This window comes from Ramlibacter sp. 2FC (assembly GCF_005503345.1).
Taxonomy (GTDB): domain Bacteria; phylum Pseudomonadota; class Gammaproteobacteria; order Burkholderiales; family Burkholderiaceae_C; genus SCMQ01.
On sequence record NZ_SCMM01000017.1, the window covers coordinates 67,687 to 83,188 of the forward strand.

Below are 15,502 nucleotides of genomic sequence, written 5' to 3' on the forward strand. Positions count from 1 at the left end.
ATTTTTTAAGCGCGTAAAAACTGTCCGGGTTCCGTTGCAAGCAGGGCCCGCCTGCGGGCGCTCACCTACACTTGCAGGCATGGAAGTACGCCCCGCAACGACGGACGCCCGCAGTACCGGCGTCGAACCGCTGGGATGGTGGCGCCGCTGGTGGCGCCGCCAGACACCCACCCGCCAGGACCGCTTCGCCATGCTGGCCCCGCTGGCCGCCGTGGTGCTGTTCATGGCCGCCATCGCCACGGCCTTCTGGTACCTGCGCGCCGAGGAGATCGAACGCGAGCAGGAGGCCGTCAAGCGCGACGTCGAGTACGCGCAGCAGCGCCTGCGCCTGCGCTTGCTCGAGCGCCAGGAGCAGCTGATGCGCCTGGCGCGCGACATTTCCAACAAGGAGGTCGATCCCGAGCAGTTCATGGGCCGCGCCGAGTCCCTGGTCGCGCAATACCCCGAGCTGCAGGCCATCACCTGGATCGACGAGCGCCGCAAGATCATTGCCAGCCAGGCCGCCCCCAGCGTGATCGCCTCCCAGCAATGGGTGGCCGGCGACGTGCTGCGCATCGGCGAGACCGAGGCCAGCTACGGCCTGGCGCGCGACCTGCTGCAACCGGTCTACGCCCTGCCCGCGGCCCCGGCCGGCACCCTGCCCCTGCTGCAGCTGCACAGCCCGCTGTCCGAGCAGGGGCGCTTTTCGGGCGTGATCCTGGGCGAATACTCGATCGACGGCCTGCTGCGCTACGGCGTGCCGACCGAGGTGCTGGCCAAGTACGCGGTGGCCCTGGTCGACGACAAGGCCAGCCTGCTGGCCGGCCAGTCCATCCCCAAGCGCGCCAAGGCGCTGGATCTGCTGCCCTGGACCTTCACGGCCAACGAGTACGAGGTGCCGGTTTCGCCGGTGGGCAACAGCCTGATCCTGCGCGCCCAGGCCTGGCGCACCTCGCTGGGCGTGATCGGCAGCGGCCTGTTCTGGCTGGTCAGCACGCTCAGCGTCATGACCGCCTGGATGCTGATCGCCAACTGGCGCCACACGCGCCGGCGCATGCAGGCGCAGCAGGCCCTGGTGGCCGAGACCAACTTCCGCCGCGCCATGGAGAACTCCATGCTGACCGGCATGCGCGCGCTCGACCTGCAGGGGCGCATCACCTACGTCAACGCCGCCTTCTGCCAGATGACCAGCTGGAGCGAGAGCGAGCTGGTGGGCCGCACGGCCCCCTTCCCCTACTGGCCCGACGAGGACCGCGACCTGCTGACCGCAAGGCTGGAGGACGAGATCGGCGGCCGCACCACGCCCGGGGGCTTCCAGGTGCGCGTCAAGCGCAAGGACGGCACCTTGTTCGACGCGCGGCTCTATGTCTCGCCGCTGATCGACGCGGTGGGCAAGCAGACCGGTTGGGTGACCTCGATGACCGACATCACCGAGCCGAATCGCATCCGCGAGCAGTTGCAGGCCTCGCACGAGCGCTTCACCACGGTGCTGGAGGCGCTGGACGCCTCGGTCTCGGTGGCGCCCCTGGGCAGCGAGGAGCTGCTGTTTGCCAACAAGCTCTACCGCCTGTGGTTCGGCGTGCAGGCCGTCGGCCACCTGCAGATGGTGCAGCAGGCCGGCGTGCCCGAGGCACGCATGCCGCACGAGGGACTGGACGACGTGGACGGCTATGCCGGCCTGCCCACGGGCGCCCTGACCACGGCCCAATCAGAGCATGCCGAGATCTTCGTGCCCGCGCTGGGCAAGTGGCTGGAGGTGCGTTCGCGCTACCTGAACTGGGTCGACGGGCGCCTGGCGCAGATGGTGATCGCCACCGACATCACGTCGCGCCGGCATGCCGAGGAATTGGCGGCGGCCCAGGCCGAGCGCGCGCAGTCGGCCAGCCGGCTGATCACCATGGGCGAGATGGCCTCCAGCGTGGCCCACGAGCTGAACCAGCCGCTGACCGCGATCAGCAACTACTGCAACGGCATGGTCTCGCGCATCCGCAACCAGCAGATCACCGAGGAGGACCTGCTGGGCGCGCTCGAGAAGACCGCCCGCCAGGCCCAGCGCGCCGGCCAGATCATCCAGCGCATACGCTCCTTCGTGAAGCGCAGCGAGCCCAATCGCACGCCCTCGGACGTCGCCACCATGGTGGCCGAGGCGGTGGAACTGGCCGAGATCGAGCTGCGCCGGCGCCAGGTGCGCCTCACGCACTACGTGGCCGCGCGCCTGCCCACGCTGCGCGTCGACCCCATCCTGATCGAGCAGGTGCTGGTCAACCTGATGAAGAACGCCGCCGAATCGATCGACGCGGCGCAGCGCCCGCCAGCGCGGCGCAATGTCGAGCTGCGCGTGGTGCCCAAGCAGGTCGATGGCCAGCCCGCGGTGCTGTTCACCGTGACCGACACCGGCAAGGGCCTGGCGCCCGAGGTCATGGAGCGGCTGTACGAAGCCTTTTTCTCGACCAAGGCCGAGGGCATGGGCATAGGCCTGAACCTGTGCCGCAGCATCGTCGAGTCCCACCAGGGGCGGATCACGGCGGAGAACCTCTACAATGGCCCCGAGGTGATGGGCTGCCGTTTCTCTTTCTGGATACCCTTGTCCGACACGGCCCCCTCTGAAGTACGCAAGGATTCCGGGGTGACTGCATGAGCTTGATTCCTAAAAAGGGCACCGTCTACGTGGTGGACGACGACGAGGCCGTCCGCGACTCCCTGCAGTGGCTGCTCGAAGGCAAGGATTACCGCGTGCGCTGCTTCGACTCGGCCGAGTCTTTCCTCAGCCGCTACGACGTGCGCGAGGTGGCCTGCCTGATCGTCGACATCCGCATGGGCGGCATGACCGGCCTGGAGCTGCAGGACCGCCTGCTCGAGCGCAAGTCCCCGCTGCCCATCGTCTTCATCACCGGCCATGGCGACGTGCCCATGGCCGTCAACACCATGAAGAAGGGCGCCATGGACTTCATCCAGAAGCCCTTCAAGGAAGACGAGCTGGTCGGCCTGGTCGAGCGCATGCTCGAGCACGCGCGCGAGTCCTTCGCCGAATACCAGCAGGCCGCCAGCCGGGACGCCCTGCTGTCCAAGCTGACCGGGCGCGAGGCCCAGGTGCTCGAACGCATCGTCGCCGGCCGCCTGAACAAGCAGATTGCCGACGACCTGGGCATCAGCATCAAGACGGTGGAGGCGCACCGCGCCAACATCATGGAAAAGCTCAACGCCAACACGGTCGCCGACCTGCTCAAGATCGCCCTGGGGCAGAACGCACCGAAAAGCTGACGCCTGCATTTCAAGCGCGACATACGCCCGTAGTTCAAGAACTAGCGGGCGTTTTCAATTCAACAGCCTGCACAGAATCAAATCGACAATGACCGCCCAACTCATAGACGGCAACGCTCTCTCCCGCCACCTGCGCACCGAAGTCGCCGAGCGCGCGGCCGCGCTCAAGGCGCGCGGCACCACGCCCGGCCTGGCCGTGATCCTGGTCGGCGACAACCCGGCCTCCCAGGTCTACGTGCGCAACAAGGTCAAGGCCTGCCATGACGCCGGCCTGCACTCGGTGCTCGAGCAATACCCCGAGAACCTGACCGAGGCCGAGCTGCTGGCGCGCGTGGCGGCGCTGAACCACGACCCGGCTATCCACGGCATCCTGGTGCAGCTGCCCCTGCCCAAGCACATGGACGGGCAGAAGGTCATCGAGGCCATCGCCCCGGCCAAGGACGTGGACGGCTTCCACATCGCCAGCGCCGGCGCGCTGATGACCGGCCTGCCCGGCTTCTGGCCTTGCACGCCCTACGGCTGCATGAAGATGCTGGAGTCCATAGGCTACGAGCTCAAGGGCAAGCACGCCGTGGTGATCGGCCGCAGCAACATCGTCGGCAAGCCCATGGCGCTGATGCTGCTGCAGCAGAACGCCACCGTGACCATCTGCCACAGCGCCACGCGCGACCTCAAGGCCCAGACCCTGCAGGCCGACGTGATCGTGGCCGCCGTCGGCAAGCGCAAGGTGCTGACCGCCGACATGGTCAAGCCCGGCGCCGTGGTGCTGGACGTGGGCATGAACCGCGACGACCACGGCAAGCTCTGCGGCGACGTGGACTTCGACGCCGTCAAGGCAGTCGCCGGCTGGATCACCCCCGTGCCGGGCGGGGTCGGCCCGATGACCATTACCATGCTGCTGGTCAACACCCTGGAGGCGGCCGAGCGGGCCGCTCGCTGAGCCACCATGAGCAATCCTCTCCTCGAATTTTCCGGCCTGCCGCCCTTCGACCGCGTGCGGCCCGAGCATGTGGCCCCCGCGGTCGAGCAGTTGCTGGCCGAGGCCGATGCCGCGCTCGAGGCCGTGACGGCGCCCCAGTTCCCGGCCAGCTGGAGCGCGATCGCGCAGCGGCTCGACGTGGCCACCGAGAGGCTGGGCCGGGCCTGGGGCGTGGTCAGCCACCTCAACAGCGTGGCCGACACTCCCGAGCTGCGCGCCGCCTTCAACGCCGCCCTGCCCAAGGTCACCGAGTTCTGGACCCGCCTGGGCGCGGACGAGCGCCTGTACGCCAAGTACAAGGCCATCGACGCCGCCACGCTGAACGAGGAGCAGCGCCAGGCGCACAAGAACGCGGTGCGCAACTTCGTGCTCGGCGGCGCCGAGCTGCAGGGCGAGGGCAAGGCGCGCTTCGCGCAGATCCAGGAACGCCAGGCCGAGCTGAGCCAGAAGTTCAGCGAGAACGCGCTCGACGCCACCGATGCCTTCGCTTACTACGCCACGGCCGAGGAGCTCGAGGGCGTGCCCGAGGACGTGCAGCAGGCCGCGCGGGCGGCCGCCCAAGCCGAGGGGAAAGAGGGCCACAAGCTGACGCTCAAGATGCCCTGCTACCTGCCGGTGATGCAGTTCGCGCGCAGCAGCGCCCTGCGCGAGAAACTCTACCGCGCCTATGTCACCCGCGCCTCCGACCAGGCCGAGGGTGAGGTGGCCCGCTTCGACAACAGCGCCCTGATCCGCGAGATCCTGGCCCTGCGCCAGGAGGAGGCGCAACTGCTGGGCTACGTCAACTTCGGCGAGGTCTCGGTCGTGCCCAAGATGGCCGAGTCGCCGCAGCAGGTCATCGCCTTCCTGCGCGACCTCGCCGCGCGCGCCCGTCCCCACGCCGAGAAGGACGTGGCCGACCTGCGCGCCTTCGCCGCGCAGCAGTTCGGCCTGGCCGACCCGCAGCCCTGGGACTGGCCCTACCTCGGCGAAAAGCTCAAGGAGGCGCGCTACAGCTTCAGCGAGCAGGAGGTCAAGCCCTACTTCACCGCGCCCAAGGTGCTGGCCGGCCTGTTCCTCATCATCGAAACCCTGTTCGAGGTCGGCATCCGGCGCGACAGCGCGCCGGCCTGGCACCCGGCCGTCGAGTTCTACCGCATCGAGCGTCAGGGCCAGTTGGTGGGCCAGTTCTACCTCGACCAGCCCGCGCGCACCGGCAAGCGCGGCGGCGCCTGGATGGACGATGTGCGCGCACGCTGGCTGAGGCCCGACACCGGCCAGCTGCAGACCCCGGTGGCGCACCTGGTCTGCAACTTCGCCGAGGGCGTGGACGGCAAGCCCGCCCTGCTCACGCACGACGACGTCATCACCCTGTTCCACGAATGCGGCCACGGCCTGCACCACCTGCTGACCCAGGTCAACGAGCGCGACGTCTCGGGCATCAGCGGCGTGGAATGGGACGCGGTCGAGCTGCCCAGCCAGTTCATGGAGAACTTCTGCTGGGAATGGGAGGTGCTCAGGCACATGACCGCCCATGTCGACACCGGCGAGCCCCTGCCGCGCGCGCTGTTCGACAAGATGGTCGCCGCCAAGAACTTCCAGAGCGGCCTGCAGACGCTCAGGCAGATCGAGTTCGCGCTGTTCGACATGCTGCTGCACACCGAGCACGACCCGGCGCAGGACTTCATGCCGCTCTTGGACCTGGTACGCGCCGAGGTGGCCGTGCTGCAGCCGCCGGCCTGGAGCCGCACGGCCCACACCTTCAGCCACATCTTCGCCGGCGGCTACGCGGCCGGCTACTACAGCTACAAATGGGCCGAGGTACTGAGCGCCGATGCCTACGCGGCCTTCGAGGAAAGCGCCGGCCAGGGCGGCCTGCCCAGCGTGGCCACCGGCCGCCGCTACCGCAAGGAAATCCTCGAGGCCGGCGGCAGCCGCCCCGCCATGGCGTCGTTCAAGGCCTTCCGCGGCCGCGAGCCCAGCCTGGACGCGCTGCTGCGCCACCAGGGCATGGCCTGAACCACCGGACCACCCGCACGGAGCACAAGAAAGGGGAGCACAGAATGAAGCAGCGCCATGTCCCACGCCTGATCGCCAGCCTCGCCGCCACCTTCCTGGGTCTGGCGCTGAGCGGCTTGCAGGCCCAGCCGGTCTACCGCAGCGTCGGCCCGGACGGCCGCGTGACCTTCTCCGACAAGCCCCCGCCGGCAGCCAAGGCCGTGGCCCCGGCCCCCGCCGCCGAGGGCGGCGGCACGGCCGCCCTGCCCTACGAATTGCGCCAGGTCGCGAGCCGCTACCCGGTCACGCTCTACACCGGCGACAACTGCACTCCCTGCGGCAGCGGCCGTGCCTATCTGACTGGCCGGGGCGTCCCGTTCAGCGAGAAGACCGTGACCACGCCCGATGACCAGGAAGCCTTGCAGCGCCTGAGCGGCGGCAACGGCCTGCCGCTGCTGACCATAGGGGCGCAGCAGCTCAAGGGCTTTTCGGACGCCGAATGGGGGCAGTTCCTCGACGCGGCCGGCTACCCGAAGACATCGCAGCTGCCGCGCGGCTACCGTGCACCGGCCGCCACGCCCCTCGTGACGCTGCAGCGTCCGGCCGAAGCGGCCGCGGCGCCCGAGGCCGCGGCATCCGCGCCGGCCCGGGCGGCGCCTGCCACGCAGGCCCCCGCCAACCCGGCCGGCATCCGCTTCTGAAGCCGGGCCGGACGCCGGCCCTTCAGCGAAACTCCAGCGTCCGCACGCCGCTGTCGGTGCCCAGCAGGCAGACGCCGGCCTTCTGGTGCGCGAACACGCCCACCGTGACCACGCCGGGCCACTGGTTGACCTCGGACTCGAAGGCCAGCGGGTCGGTGATGGCCAGCCCGGTCACGTCCAGGATCTGCTGGCCGTTGTCGGTCACCAGCGGCTGGCCGTCCTTCAGGCGCAGCCGGGCCTGGCCGCCCAGGGCCGCGAACTGGCGCGCCACGCGCTGCGCCGCCATGGGAATGACTTCCACCGGCAGCGGAAAGGCGCCCAGGGTCTCGACCAGCTTGGAGGCGTCGGCGATGCAGACGAAGAGGCGCGACTGCGCAGCCACGATCTTCTCGCGCGTGAGCGCCGCGCCGCCGCCCTTGACCATGTAGCCGCGAGAGTCGATCTCGTCGGCGCCGTCAATGTAGACCGCCAGCTCGCCCACCTCGTTGCAGTCGAACACCGGGATGCCGATCGCCTTCAGGCGCGCGGTCGAGGCCTCGGAGCTCGAGACCGCGCCCTTGATGGTGTCGCGCACCGTGGCCAGGGCGTCGAGAAAGAAGTTGACGGTGGAGCCGGTGCCCACCCCCACGATTTCGCCGGGCACGACGTATTGGAGGGCGGCCTGGCCGACCAGGGCTTTGAGTTCGTCTTGGGTCATTTGAGACAATCCAGGGAAGTTTCCAAGAATTATCCAATGTCCCTCCTGCCCTACGCCCTCGCCCGCCCCTTTCTGTTCGGCCTGGATCCCGAAACCGCCCACGAACTGACCATGAACGCGCTGGCGCGGGCCCAGGGCACGCCGCTGGCCTGGGCCTGGTGCAGCGGCTTGGTCGACGACCCCGTCACCCTGGCCGGCCTGCGTTTTCCCAACCGCGTGGGCCTGGCCGCCGGCCTGGACAAGAACGCGCGCTGCATCGATGGCCTGGGCGCCATGGGCTTCGGCTTCGTCGAGGTCGGCACCGTCACGCCCAAGCCCCAGCCCGGCAACCCCAAGCCGCGCATGTTCCGCCTGCCCGAGGCCCAGGCCCTGATCAACCGCCTGGGCTTCAACAACGACGGGCTGGACGCCTTCGTCGCCAATGTCAAGCGATCGAGCTTCCGGCAGAAGGGACGCATCCTGGGCCTGAACATCGGCAAGAACGCGGCCACGGCGATCGAAGAGGCGACCAGCGACTACCTGTGCGCCCTGGAAGGCGTCTACCCGCACGCCGACTACGTGACGGTCAACATCTCCAGCCCCAACACCCAGAACCTGCGCAGCCTGCAGAGCGACGCGGCGCTGGACGGCCTGCTCGGCGCCATCGCCGAGCGCCGCGCCGCACTGGCCGTCCAGCATGGCCGCAAGGTGCCGATCTTCGTGAAGATCGCACCGGACCTCGACGAGGCCCAGGTCGGCGTGATCGCCGCCACGCTCCAGCGCCATGGCATGGACGGCGTCATCGCCACCAACACCACGCTCTCGCGCGAGGCGGTGCAGGGCCTGGCGCATGCCGGCGAGGCCGGGGGCCTGAGCGGCGCCCCGGTGCTGGAAGCCAGCAACCGCGTGATCCGCCAGCTGCGCGCCGCGCTCGGCCCAGGCTTCCCCATCATCGGCGTCGGCGGCATCCTGAGCGCCGAGGACGCGGTGAGCAAGATCGAAGCCGGCGCCGACCTGGTGCAGATCTACACCGGCCTGATTTACAAGGGCCCGGAGCTGGTCCGCCAGGCGGCGCTGGCCCTGAAGCGGCTGCGCTGACATCCCGCCGTCACGCGAATGCAACCCGGCTGACACAACTGCAGGCTAAGCTGCTGGCCGCAACCCACCGTCCGAGAGCCGCCATGCACCATCACCCGAACCGTCGCCAGGCCCTGCTGGCCACCGCTGCCAGCCTCGCCGCCCTGTCCAGCGCGCCCCTGCGGGCCCAGGGCTGGCCCGACAAGCCCATACGCATCGTCGTGCCCTTCGCACCCGGCGCGGGCACCGACGCCGTGGGCCGCCTGATGGCGCAGAAGCTGGCCGAGCTGCTGGACAACCCGGTCGTGGTCGACAACCGCGCCGGCGCCTCGGGCGCGATCGGCACGCAGCACGTCGCGCAAAGCCCGGCCGACGGCCACACCCTGCTGCTGGTCGCCGCCCCCTTCACCACGGTGCCGGCCGCCCTGCCCGGCGCGGGCTACGACCCGGTGCGCCATTTCGCCCCGGTCGGCATGATCGCCAGCGGCCCCCTGCTCTGGGCCGTCAACAAGGACCTGCCAGTCCACAGCCTGCGCGAGCTGGTGGCGCTGGCCAGGCGGAAGCCGGGCTACCTCAACTACGGCTCGGCCGGCGCGGGCGGCATCAACCACCTGGTGCTGGAGATGCTCAAGAGCCGCAGCCAGAGCTACATCACCCACATCCCCTATCGCGGCATCGCGCCGGCCACCATGGACATGATCGCCGGCCAGATCCACCTGGTGACCGGCACCGTGCCGGCGCTGGCGACCTTCGTCCGCGACGGCCGCGTGCGCGCCCTGGCCGTGACCAGCGAGCGCCGCTCGCCCGCCCTGCCCGAGGTGCCCGGCATGGCCGAGGCCGGTTTTGCCGACTTCAACGTGCTCAACTACTTCGGCCTGGTGGCGCCGCGCGGCACGCCCGCACCGGTGCTCGAGCGCCTGAACGCCGCCGTCGCCAAGGCCGTTGCCCTGCCCGATGTGCGCGAGCGCTTCGCCAGGGACGCCATCGAGCCCGCCGCCGGCCCCGCAGCGCAGCTGGCGCGCTTCATCGAGCAGGACTTCCGCGGCTGGCAGCGCGTGGTGGCCGCGCAGAACCTCAAGGTCGACGCGGCCTGAGCGCTGTCTACCGCGGCGAGAGCAGTTCGCCGACATACTCGCCGATGGCCAGGCAACTGGTCAGCCCAGGCGACTCGATGCCGAACAGGTTGACCAGGCCCGGCACGCCATGCTCGCGCGGCCCCTGGATCAGGAAATCGGCGGCGGGCTGGCCCGGCCCGCTGATCTTGGGCCTGATGCCCGCATAGCCCGGCAGCAGGGCACCGTCGGGCAGGCCCGGCCAATAGCGGCGCACCTCGGCGTAGAAGGCCTGGCCGCGCGCCGGATCGACCACCAGGTCGTCGGGCCTGTCCACCCACTGCACGTCGGGGCCGAACTTGGCCTGGCCGCCCAGGTCCAGCGTCAGGTGCACGCCCAGCCCGGCCGCCTCGGGCACGGGGTAGATCAGGCGCTGGAACGGCGAGCGTCCCGACAGGCTGAAGTAATTGCCTTTGGCGTAGTGGGCCCTGGGCACATGGCGCGGGTCCAGGCCGGCAAAGCGCCGCGCCAGGTCCGTTGCACGCAGGCCGGCGGCGTTGACCAGGCTGCGGGCGGCCAGCTCGGTGCCGTCCTCGGCCGTCAGCACGATCGCGGCGCCTTCCACGCGGGCCGAGCGCAGCGGCGAGTTCAGGGCCAGCAGGCCGCCCGCATGTTCGAGGTCGCCGAGCAGCGAGAGCATGAGCGCGTGGCTGTCCACGATGCCGGTGCTGGGCGAATGCAGCGCCGCCACGCATTCGAGCTGCGGCTCCAGGGCCAGCGCCGCCTCGCGCGTGAGCGGCGCCAGGTCCGGCACGCCGTTGGCCGCCGCCTTGGCGCGTATCTCGGCCAACTGCGGGCGCTGGGCCTCGCTAGTGGCGACGATGAGCTTGCCGCAGCGGCGGTGCGCGATGGCGCGCTCGGCGCAATAGGCGTAGAGCAGCTCCTTGCCGCGCACGCAGAGCTGCGCTTTCAGCGAGCCCTGCGGGTAGTAGATGCCGGCGTGGATGACCTCGCTGTTGCGCGAGCTGGTGCCGGTGCCGATCGCGTCGGCCGCCTCCAGCACCATGACTTCGCGCCCCTGCAGGGCCAGCGCCCGCGCCACGGCCAGGCCCACCACGCCAGCGCCCACCACCACCACGTCGACCTGCTCCATGCCTTGCTCAGTCCTGTTCAAAAGCCTCGATCACGTTCACCGCGTTCACGCCCAGCTCGGCCGCCGCATAGCCGCCCTCCAGCACGAAGACCGTGGGCAGACCCAGCCGCGCCAGGCGCTGGCCCAGGCGAGAGAAGTCGCCCGCCTGCAGCGCGAAGCGGGAGATCGGATCGCCCGCGTAGGCGTCCAGGCCCAGCGACACCACCAGGGCCTGGGCCTCGTGCCGCGCGATGCGCCGGCAGGCCGCCTTCAGCGCCTCGAACCAGGCCGCCACGCCGCTGCCGGCCGGCAGCGGCAGGTTGAGGTTGAAGCCCGCGCCGGCCCCCTCCCCGGTCTCGTCGGCATGGCCCAGGTAGAACGGGTATTCGGTGCGCGGATCGCCATGCAGGCTGACGAACAGCACGTCGGCGCGCTCGTAGAAGATGCTTTGCGTGCCGTTGCCGTGGTGGTAGTCCACGTCGAGCACGGCCACGCGCGCAGCGCCCTGGTTGCGCAGCGCCTGCGCGGCCACGGCCGCGTTGTTGAGGAAGCAGTAGCCGCCCATGAAGTCGGCCCCGGCATGGTGGCCGGGCGGGCGGGTGGCGCAGAACACGCCGCGCTCGCCCGCGGCGAGCAGGGCGGCCGCGCAGGCGGCAGCGTCGGCGCCGGCCTTGGCCGCGGCCCAGGTGCCGGCCACGAGGGGACTGCCGTTGTCCATCGAATACAGGCCCAGGCGGGCGACGAAGTTCTGCGGCTCGATGTCGCTGCGCAGGGTGCGCACCGGCCAGACCGAGGGAAAGGGCTGGCGATCACCGTTGGCCGGGTCGAGCGCCAGCCACTGGTCCCAGGCCGAGGCCAGAAAGCCCAGGTAGCGCGGGCTGTGCACCTGGGAGAGCACCGCCCGGCTGTCCTGGTCGGGCTGGCGCAGCAAGTGGCCGCGTGCCTGCAGCCGCTCGCGCACGAACTCGGCACGGCTGGGCGTCTCGAAGCAGGGCACGCGCTCGCCGCGGAAGATCTCGTCGGCAGGCGCATGCAGGCCATGCTGATCGCTGAAGAAGGTGATCATGCGGCGCTGCGCGGCTCAGAGGCGGCGCGGGTCGGCGACCAGCAGCCGCTGGACCAGCGCGCGCAACTGGGCCTGCAGCGGCGCGAAGCCGGCATGCGGCGCCAGGGTCTGCTCGTCCATGTAGAGCTTGCGGTTGATCTCGAGCTGGATGCTGTGCCGGTCGGCGTCCGGCTGGCCATAGCGGCGCACCAGCTCCACGCCTTTGTAGGGATGGTTGTACGAGACGCTGTAGCCCTGGGCCTGCAACTGCTCGCCGACCAGCCGCAGCAGCGCGGCGCTGGCCGTGCTGTGGTCGCGGTTGCCGACCACGAAGTCGGCATGCACCAGGCCCGGGAAGTCGGTCGCGTGGCTGGACGCCACGGCAGGCATGGAATGGCAGTTGATGTGGATGCTGTAGCCGTGGCGCGCGTGCGCCGCGTCTATGGCCTGCGCCACCGCCGCGTGGTAGGGCTGCCAGCATTGGGCAATGCGCCGCTCCACCTCGGCCACCGAAAGCTTGCGCGCGTACAGCGACAGGCCTTCGTCGGTGCAGCGCCAGATCAGGCCCTTGCCCAGCCGCACCTTGGACAGCACCACCGGATCGGTGGCCACGGGGTGCGGCCAGGGCGCATCGAGCAGGCCCACGTCGAGCTCGGTCGTGTCGCGATTGGCGTCGAGGTAGCTGCGCGGAAAATGGGCCTCGATCCAAGCCACGCCCAGATCGGGCGCAAAGCCGTAGAGCTTTTCCACATGCGTGTCTTCGGCGCGGCGCAGCGCCGCCGGGTCGCAGGCGTAGCCGAAGTCGGCCGGGTAGTCGGTGCCGCTGTGCGGCGAGTCCAGCACCAGCGGCGTGGTGCCGGGGAGGTAGGTGACGAGAGACATGTGGGCATTGTGACGCATGCCTGCCGGCCTGGTGACGCTGCCCACGGCAGAGGCCGGGCCATTCGCGGCGGCACCCGCTCGCCGAGGCCACGCAGCTTTCAAGAGTTGCACCTCGACGCGCTCTTCCTGATTTTTTCCGACAAGTCCCGCCTCTACCTTTGGTTCAGTGGAGCAAAATTGGAGCAGGCGGGCTCCGATCACACTGCGGCATCCTGGCCAGAAGCGTGGACCTTGGGTGAACAGCCCGTGCTCGACAACGGGTGAAACCTACATGAGAGCACCGCGCCGAGCGACAGCCAGTAGCTTGTCGCGGAGCCAGACGGCTCTTGCTTCTGCCCCCTACGCCGATCAGGCCGCCTGCGCCGATGCGCCAGCCTGCACCCCCGAGCGCAGCAGGCCGGAGACGATCGCTTTCAGCGAGGCCGAGACGATGTTGGCGTCCATGCCCACGCCGAACAGGGTGTGCTCGCCGATGCGCAGCTCCAGGTAGGCCACCGCCCGGGCATCCGCGCCGGAAGCGATGGCGTGCTCGTGGTAGTCCAGCACGCGCACCGTCTCCCCCAGGGCCTCGCCGAGGCCCGTCACGAAGGCGTCGATCGGGCCATTGCCGCTGCCGCGCACCGCCAGCACCTGCTCGCCCTGGCGGATATCGGCGGCCAGCGTGACCCGGTCGTCGGGGCCGGACTCGATCACCTGGTGCGTCACCGTGGCCTGATCCAGCCGGTATTCGTTCTGGAACAGCGACCACAGGTCCCGCGCGCTCAACTCCTTGCCCGTGGTGTCCATCACGCCCTGCACCACCCGGCTGAACTCGATCTGCAGGCGGCGCGGCAGCTCGAGGCCATGCTCGGCCTCCAGCAGGTAGGAGATGCCGCCCTTGCCCGACTGGCTGTTGACGCGGATCACCGCCTCGTAGCTGCGCCCCAGGTCCTTGGGGTCGAGCGGCAGGTAGGGCATGTCCCAGACGTCATCTTCCCTGCGCGCGGAAAACGCTTTCTTGATCGCGTCCTGGTGCGAGCCCGAGAAGGAGGTGTAAACCAGGTCGCCGACATAGGGATGGCGCGGGTGCACCGGCAGCTGGTTGCAATGCTCGACCGTGCGGCGGACCTCGTCGATGTCGGAGAAGTCCAGGCCGGGGTCCACGCCCTGGCTGTACAGGTTGAGCGCCACGTTGACGATGTCGAGGTTGCCGGTGCGCTCGCCATTGCCGAACAAACAGCCCTCCAGCCGGTCGGCGCCGGCCATCACCGCGAACTCACCGGCGGCCGTGCCGGTGCCGCGGTCGTTGTGCGGGTGCACGGACAGCACGATGCTGTCGCGCCGGGCCAGATGGCGGTGCATCCACTCGATCATGTCGGCGAAGATGTTGGGCGTGGAATGCTCGACGGTCGACGGCAGGTTGACGATGCACTTGCGCTCGGGCGTGGGCTGCCAGACCTCGGTCACGGCATCCACCACGCGCTTGGCGAAGGCGAGCTCGGTGCCGGAGAACATCTCCGGCGAATACTGGAACACCCACTCGGTGTCCGGCTGCTGGGCCGCCAGTTCCGTGAACAGCCGGGCCTGCGAGGTCGCGAGCTCGACGATGCCGTCCTCGTCCAGGCCCAGAACCACCTTGCGCATCACGGGCGCCGTGGCGTTGTACAGGTGGACGATGGCGCGGCGGGCGCCCTGCAGCGCCTCGAAGGTGCGGCGGATCAGCGGCTCGCGCGCCTGGGTCAGCACCTGGATCGTGACATCGCTCGGGATCAGGTCCTCGTCGATCAGCTTGCGCACGAAGTCGAACTCGATCTGGGAAGACGAGGGAAAGCCCACCTCGATCTCCTTGAATCCGATGGCCACCAGGGTGTGGAACATGCGCAGCTTGCGCGCGATGTCCATGGGCTCGATCAGGGCCTGGTTGCCGTCCCGCAGGTCCACGCTGCACCACACGGGCGGCCTGGTCAGCACCGCGTCGGGCCAGGTGCGGTCCGTGAGGCGCACGGGGGCAAAGGGGCGGTATTTGCTGGCAGGATTCTTCAACATCGGCATGGTGGTATCCGCGGTGGGTGGATCAACCAGCAGCCCCAATTGAAAACGGCCCGCTGCTGGTGCAAACGGGCCGTGATACGGGAATGCGCGTGCGCTACCGTCTCCGCCCGTGGGCAGATAGAAGTAGGGACAGCGCGAGTCGGTTCATGTGGGCCACTCTAACACATGTGAGATTAGTGGGGCAAACAATCGACGATGAAATCCTGAACCGTGCTCGGCGCACCCTCGCGTCGGATTCAACGGCCGACCGCTCCTGGCAGCGCCTTGCATGCGTTGCCTCGCGGCGGCCCGCCCGCCCGCCGGCGTAGCCCCCGAACCAGCCCACCCCGCTCGATGTACGGAACGGACTTCAGAAACGCGTTGCGCGGCCATGGCCCCGGTGCCTCAATCCGTCCTCACGACGCGATGCAGTGTTCTTGGGGCCGGAATCACCGCAAGGGCATTCCAGCGCGACGCGCACCGTGTGATGCGAACGTCAAAGAACAGGGCCCTATCCAGGAGAAGACATGACAGCTGACTCGACGACCCTGGCCGGTGCCGCACGCCAGCGGGCCCTGGAGACCGCGCACCGCGCCGCCAATCTGGCCGGCGCCCCTGAGAGGGTGTAGACGAAAACAACATCTCGCGCGTTATGCTCTGATCGAAGCATGCGGACACGAGGTGGCAGATGGTGAAGAAGGCGCGAGGCGAGCAGCCGGGACGTCCGGGGC

Annotated in this window: 12 protein-coding genes; 7 read left to right on the forward strand and 5 right to left on the reverse strand. The window is 69.5% G+C overall.

What is annotated here, in order from left to right; translation table 11 throughout:
* The first annotated feature begins 79 nt into the window (after positions 1-79).
* The 5 genes from FFS10_RS09660 (at position 80) to FFS10_RS09680 (ending at position 6,897) form a co-directional block, all read left to right on the forward strand.
* Positions 80-2,617, forward strand: a complete 2,538-nt coding sequence (locus FFS10_RS09660; protein WP_212744112.1) for a PAS domain-containing sensor histidine kinase — start codon at positions 80-82, stop codon at positions 2,615-2,617.
* Entirely contained in the window at positions 2,614-3,240 is a 627-nt protein-coding gene (locus FFS10_RS09665; protein WP_137893981.1) for a response regulator transcription factor, read from the forward strand. The genes FFS10_RS09660 and FFS10_RS09665 overlap by 4 nt, the downstream gene beginning before the upstream one ends.
* 88 nt (positions 3,241-3,328) lie before the next feature.
* Positions 3,329-4,180, forward strand: a complete 852-nt coding sequence (gene folD, locus FFS10_RS09670; RefSeq protein ID WP_137893984.1) for a bifunctional methylenetetrahydrofolate dehydrogenase/methenyltetrahydrofolate cyclohydrolase FolD — start codon at positions 3,329-3,331, stop codon at positions 4,178-4,180.
* Positions 4,181-4,186: 6 nt separating this feature from the next.
* Positions 4,187-6,217: a M3 family metallopeptidase gene (locus tag FFS10_RS09675; protein WP_137893986.1), complete on the forward strand. Its 2,031-nt coding sequence runs from the start codon at positions 4,187-4,189 to the stop codon at positions 6,215-6,217.
* A 44-nt stretch (positions 6,218-6,261) separates the two neighbouring features.
* Entirely contained in the window at positions 6,262-6,897 is a 636-nt protein-coding gene (locus FFS10_RS09680; protein WP_137893989.1) for a glutaredoxin family protein, read from the forward strand.
* 22 nt (positions 6,898-6,919) lie between these two features.
* Here FFS10_RS09680 and rpiA read toward each other — a convergent pair whose 3' ends face one another.
* Positions 6,920-7,594 carry a ribose-5-phosphate isomerase RpiA gene (rpiA, locus tag FFS10_RS09685; RefSeq protein ID WP_137893991.1) on the reverse strand — a complete coding sequence of 225 codons (675 nt, stop codon included), beginning with the start codon at positions 7,592-7,594 and terminating at the stop codon, positions 6,920-6,922.
* Positions 7,595-7,630: 36 nt separating this feature from the next.
* Here rpiA and FFS10_RS09690 point away from each other — a divergent pair, with 36 nt between their 5' ends.
* Together FFS10_RS09690 and FFS10_RS09695 are read left to right on the forward strand one after the other, a co-directional pair.
* Positions 7,631-8,671 (forward strand): quinone-dependent dihydroorotate dehydrogenase, encoded by a 1,041-nt coding sequence (locus FFS10_RS09690; protein WP_137893993.1) that lies wholly within the window; start codon positions 7,631-7,633, stop codon positions 8,669-8,671.
* Between the two features lie 83 nt (positions 8,672-8,754).
* A complete protein-coding gene (locus FFS10_RS09695; protein ID WP_137893995.1) occupies positions 8,755-9,744 on the forward strand; it encodes a tripartite tricarboxylate transporter substrate binding protein in 990 nt (329 codons plus the stop codon).
* 7 nt (positions 9,745-9,751) lie between these two features.
* Here the strand turns inward: FFS10_RS09695 and FFS10_RS09700 are convergent, their stop codons facing one another.
* The 4 genes from FFS10_RS09700 to leuA form a co-directional block, all read right to left on the reverse strand.
* A complete protein-coding gene (locus tag FFS10_RS09700; RefSeq protein ID WP_137893997.1) occupies positions 9,752-10,855 on the reverse strand; it encodes an NAD(P)/FAD-dependent oxidoreductase in 1,104 nt (367 codons plus the stop codon).
* A 7-nt stretch (positions 10,856-10,862) separates the two neighbouring features.
* Positions 10,863-11,900, reverse strand: a complete 1,038-nt coding sequence (locus FFS10_RS09705) for a histone deacetylase family protein (RefSeq protein WP_137893999.1) — start codon at positions 11,898-11,900, stop codon at positions 10,863-10,865.
* A gap of 15 nt (positions 11,901-11,915) precedes the next feature.
* The gene (locus FFS10_RS09710; RefSeq protein ID WP_137894001.1) at positions 11,916-12,761 is read right to left on the reverse strand and encodes an N-formylglutamate amidohydrolase; all 846 of its coding nucleotides are present in this window, start codon (positions 12,759-12,761) and stop codon (positions 11,916-11,918) included.
* Positions 12,762-13,109: 348 nt separating this feature from the next.
* A complete protein-coding gene (leuA, locus tag FFS10_RS09715) occupies positions 13,110-14,786 on the reverse strand; it encodes a 2-isopropylmalate synthase (protein ID WP_137894003.1) in 1,677 nt (558 codons plus the stop codon).
* Positions 14,787-15,502 lie beyond the last annotated feature (716 nt).

Bases quoted from the DNA above. Each gene is read 5' to 3' on its own strand.
- FFS10_RS09700 (WP_137893997.1), bottom strand. From the start codon at position 10,855: ATGGAGCAGGTCGACGTGGTGGTGGTGGGCGCTGGCGTGGTGGGCCTG.
- FFS10_RS09665 (WP_137893981.1), top strand. From the start codon at position 2,614: ATGAGCTTGATTCCTAAAAAGGGCACCGTCTACGTGGTGGACGACGAC.
- rpiA (WP_137893991.1), bottom strand. From the start codon at position 7,594: ATGACCCAAGACGAACTCAAAGCCCTGGTCGGCCAGGCCGCCCTCCAA.
- folD (WP_137893984.1), top strand. From the start codon at position 3,329: ATGACCGCCCAACTCATAGACGGCAACGCTCTCTCCCGCCACCTGCGC.
- FFS10_RS09690 (WP_137893993.1), top strand. From the start codon at position 7,631: ATGTCCCTCCTGCCCTACGCCCTCGCCCGCCCCTTTCTGTTCGGCCTG.
- FFS10_RS09695 (WP_137893995.1), top strand. From the start codon at position 8,755: ATGCACCATCACCCGAACCGTCGCCAGGCCCTGCTGGCCACCGCTGCC.
- FFS10_RS09675 (WP_137893986.1), top strand. From the start codon at position 4,187: ATGAGCAATCCTCTCCTCGAATTTTCCGGCCTGCCGCCCTTCGACCGC.
- FFS10_RS09705 (WP_137893999.1), bottom strand. From the start codon at position 11,900: ATGATCACCTTCTTCAGCGATCAGCATGGCCTGCATGCGCCTGCCGAC.
- leuA (WP_137894003.1), bottom strand. From the start codon at position 14,786: ATGTTGAAGAATCCTGCCAGCAAATACCGCCCCTTTGCCCCCGTGCGC.
- FFS10_RS09680 (WP_137893989.1), top strand. From the start codon at position 6,262: ATGAAGCAGCGCCATGTCCCACGCCTGATCGCCAGCCTCGCCGCCACC.
- FFS10_RS09710 (WP_137894001.1), bottom strand. From the start codon at position 12,761: ATGTCTCTCGTCACCTACCTCCCCGGCACCACGCCGCTGGTGCTGGAC.
- FFS10_RS09660 (WP_212744112.1), top strand. From the start codon at position 80: ATGGAAGTACGCCCCGCAACGACGGACGCCCGCAGTACCGGCGTCGAA.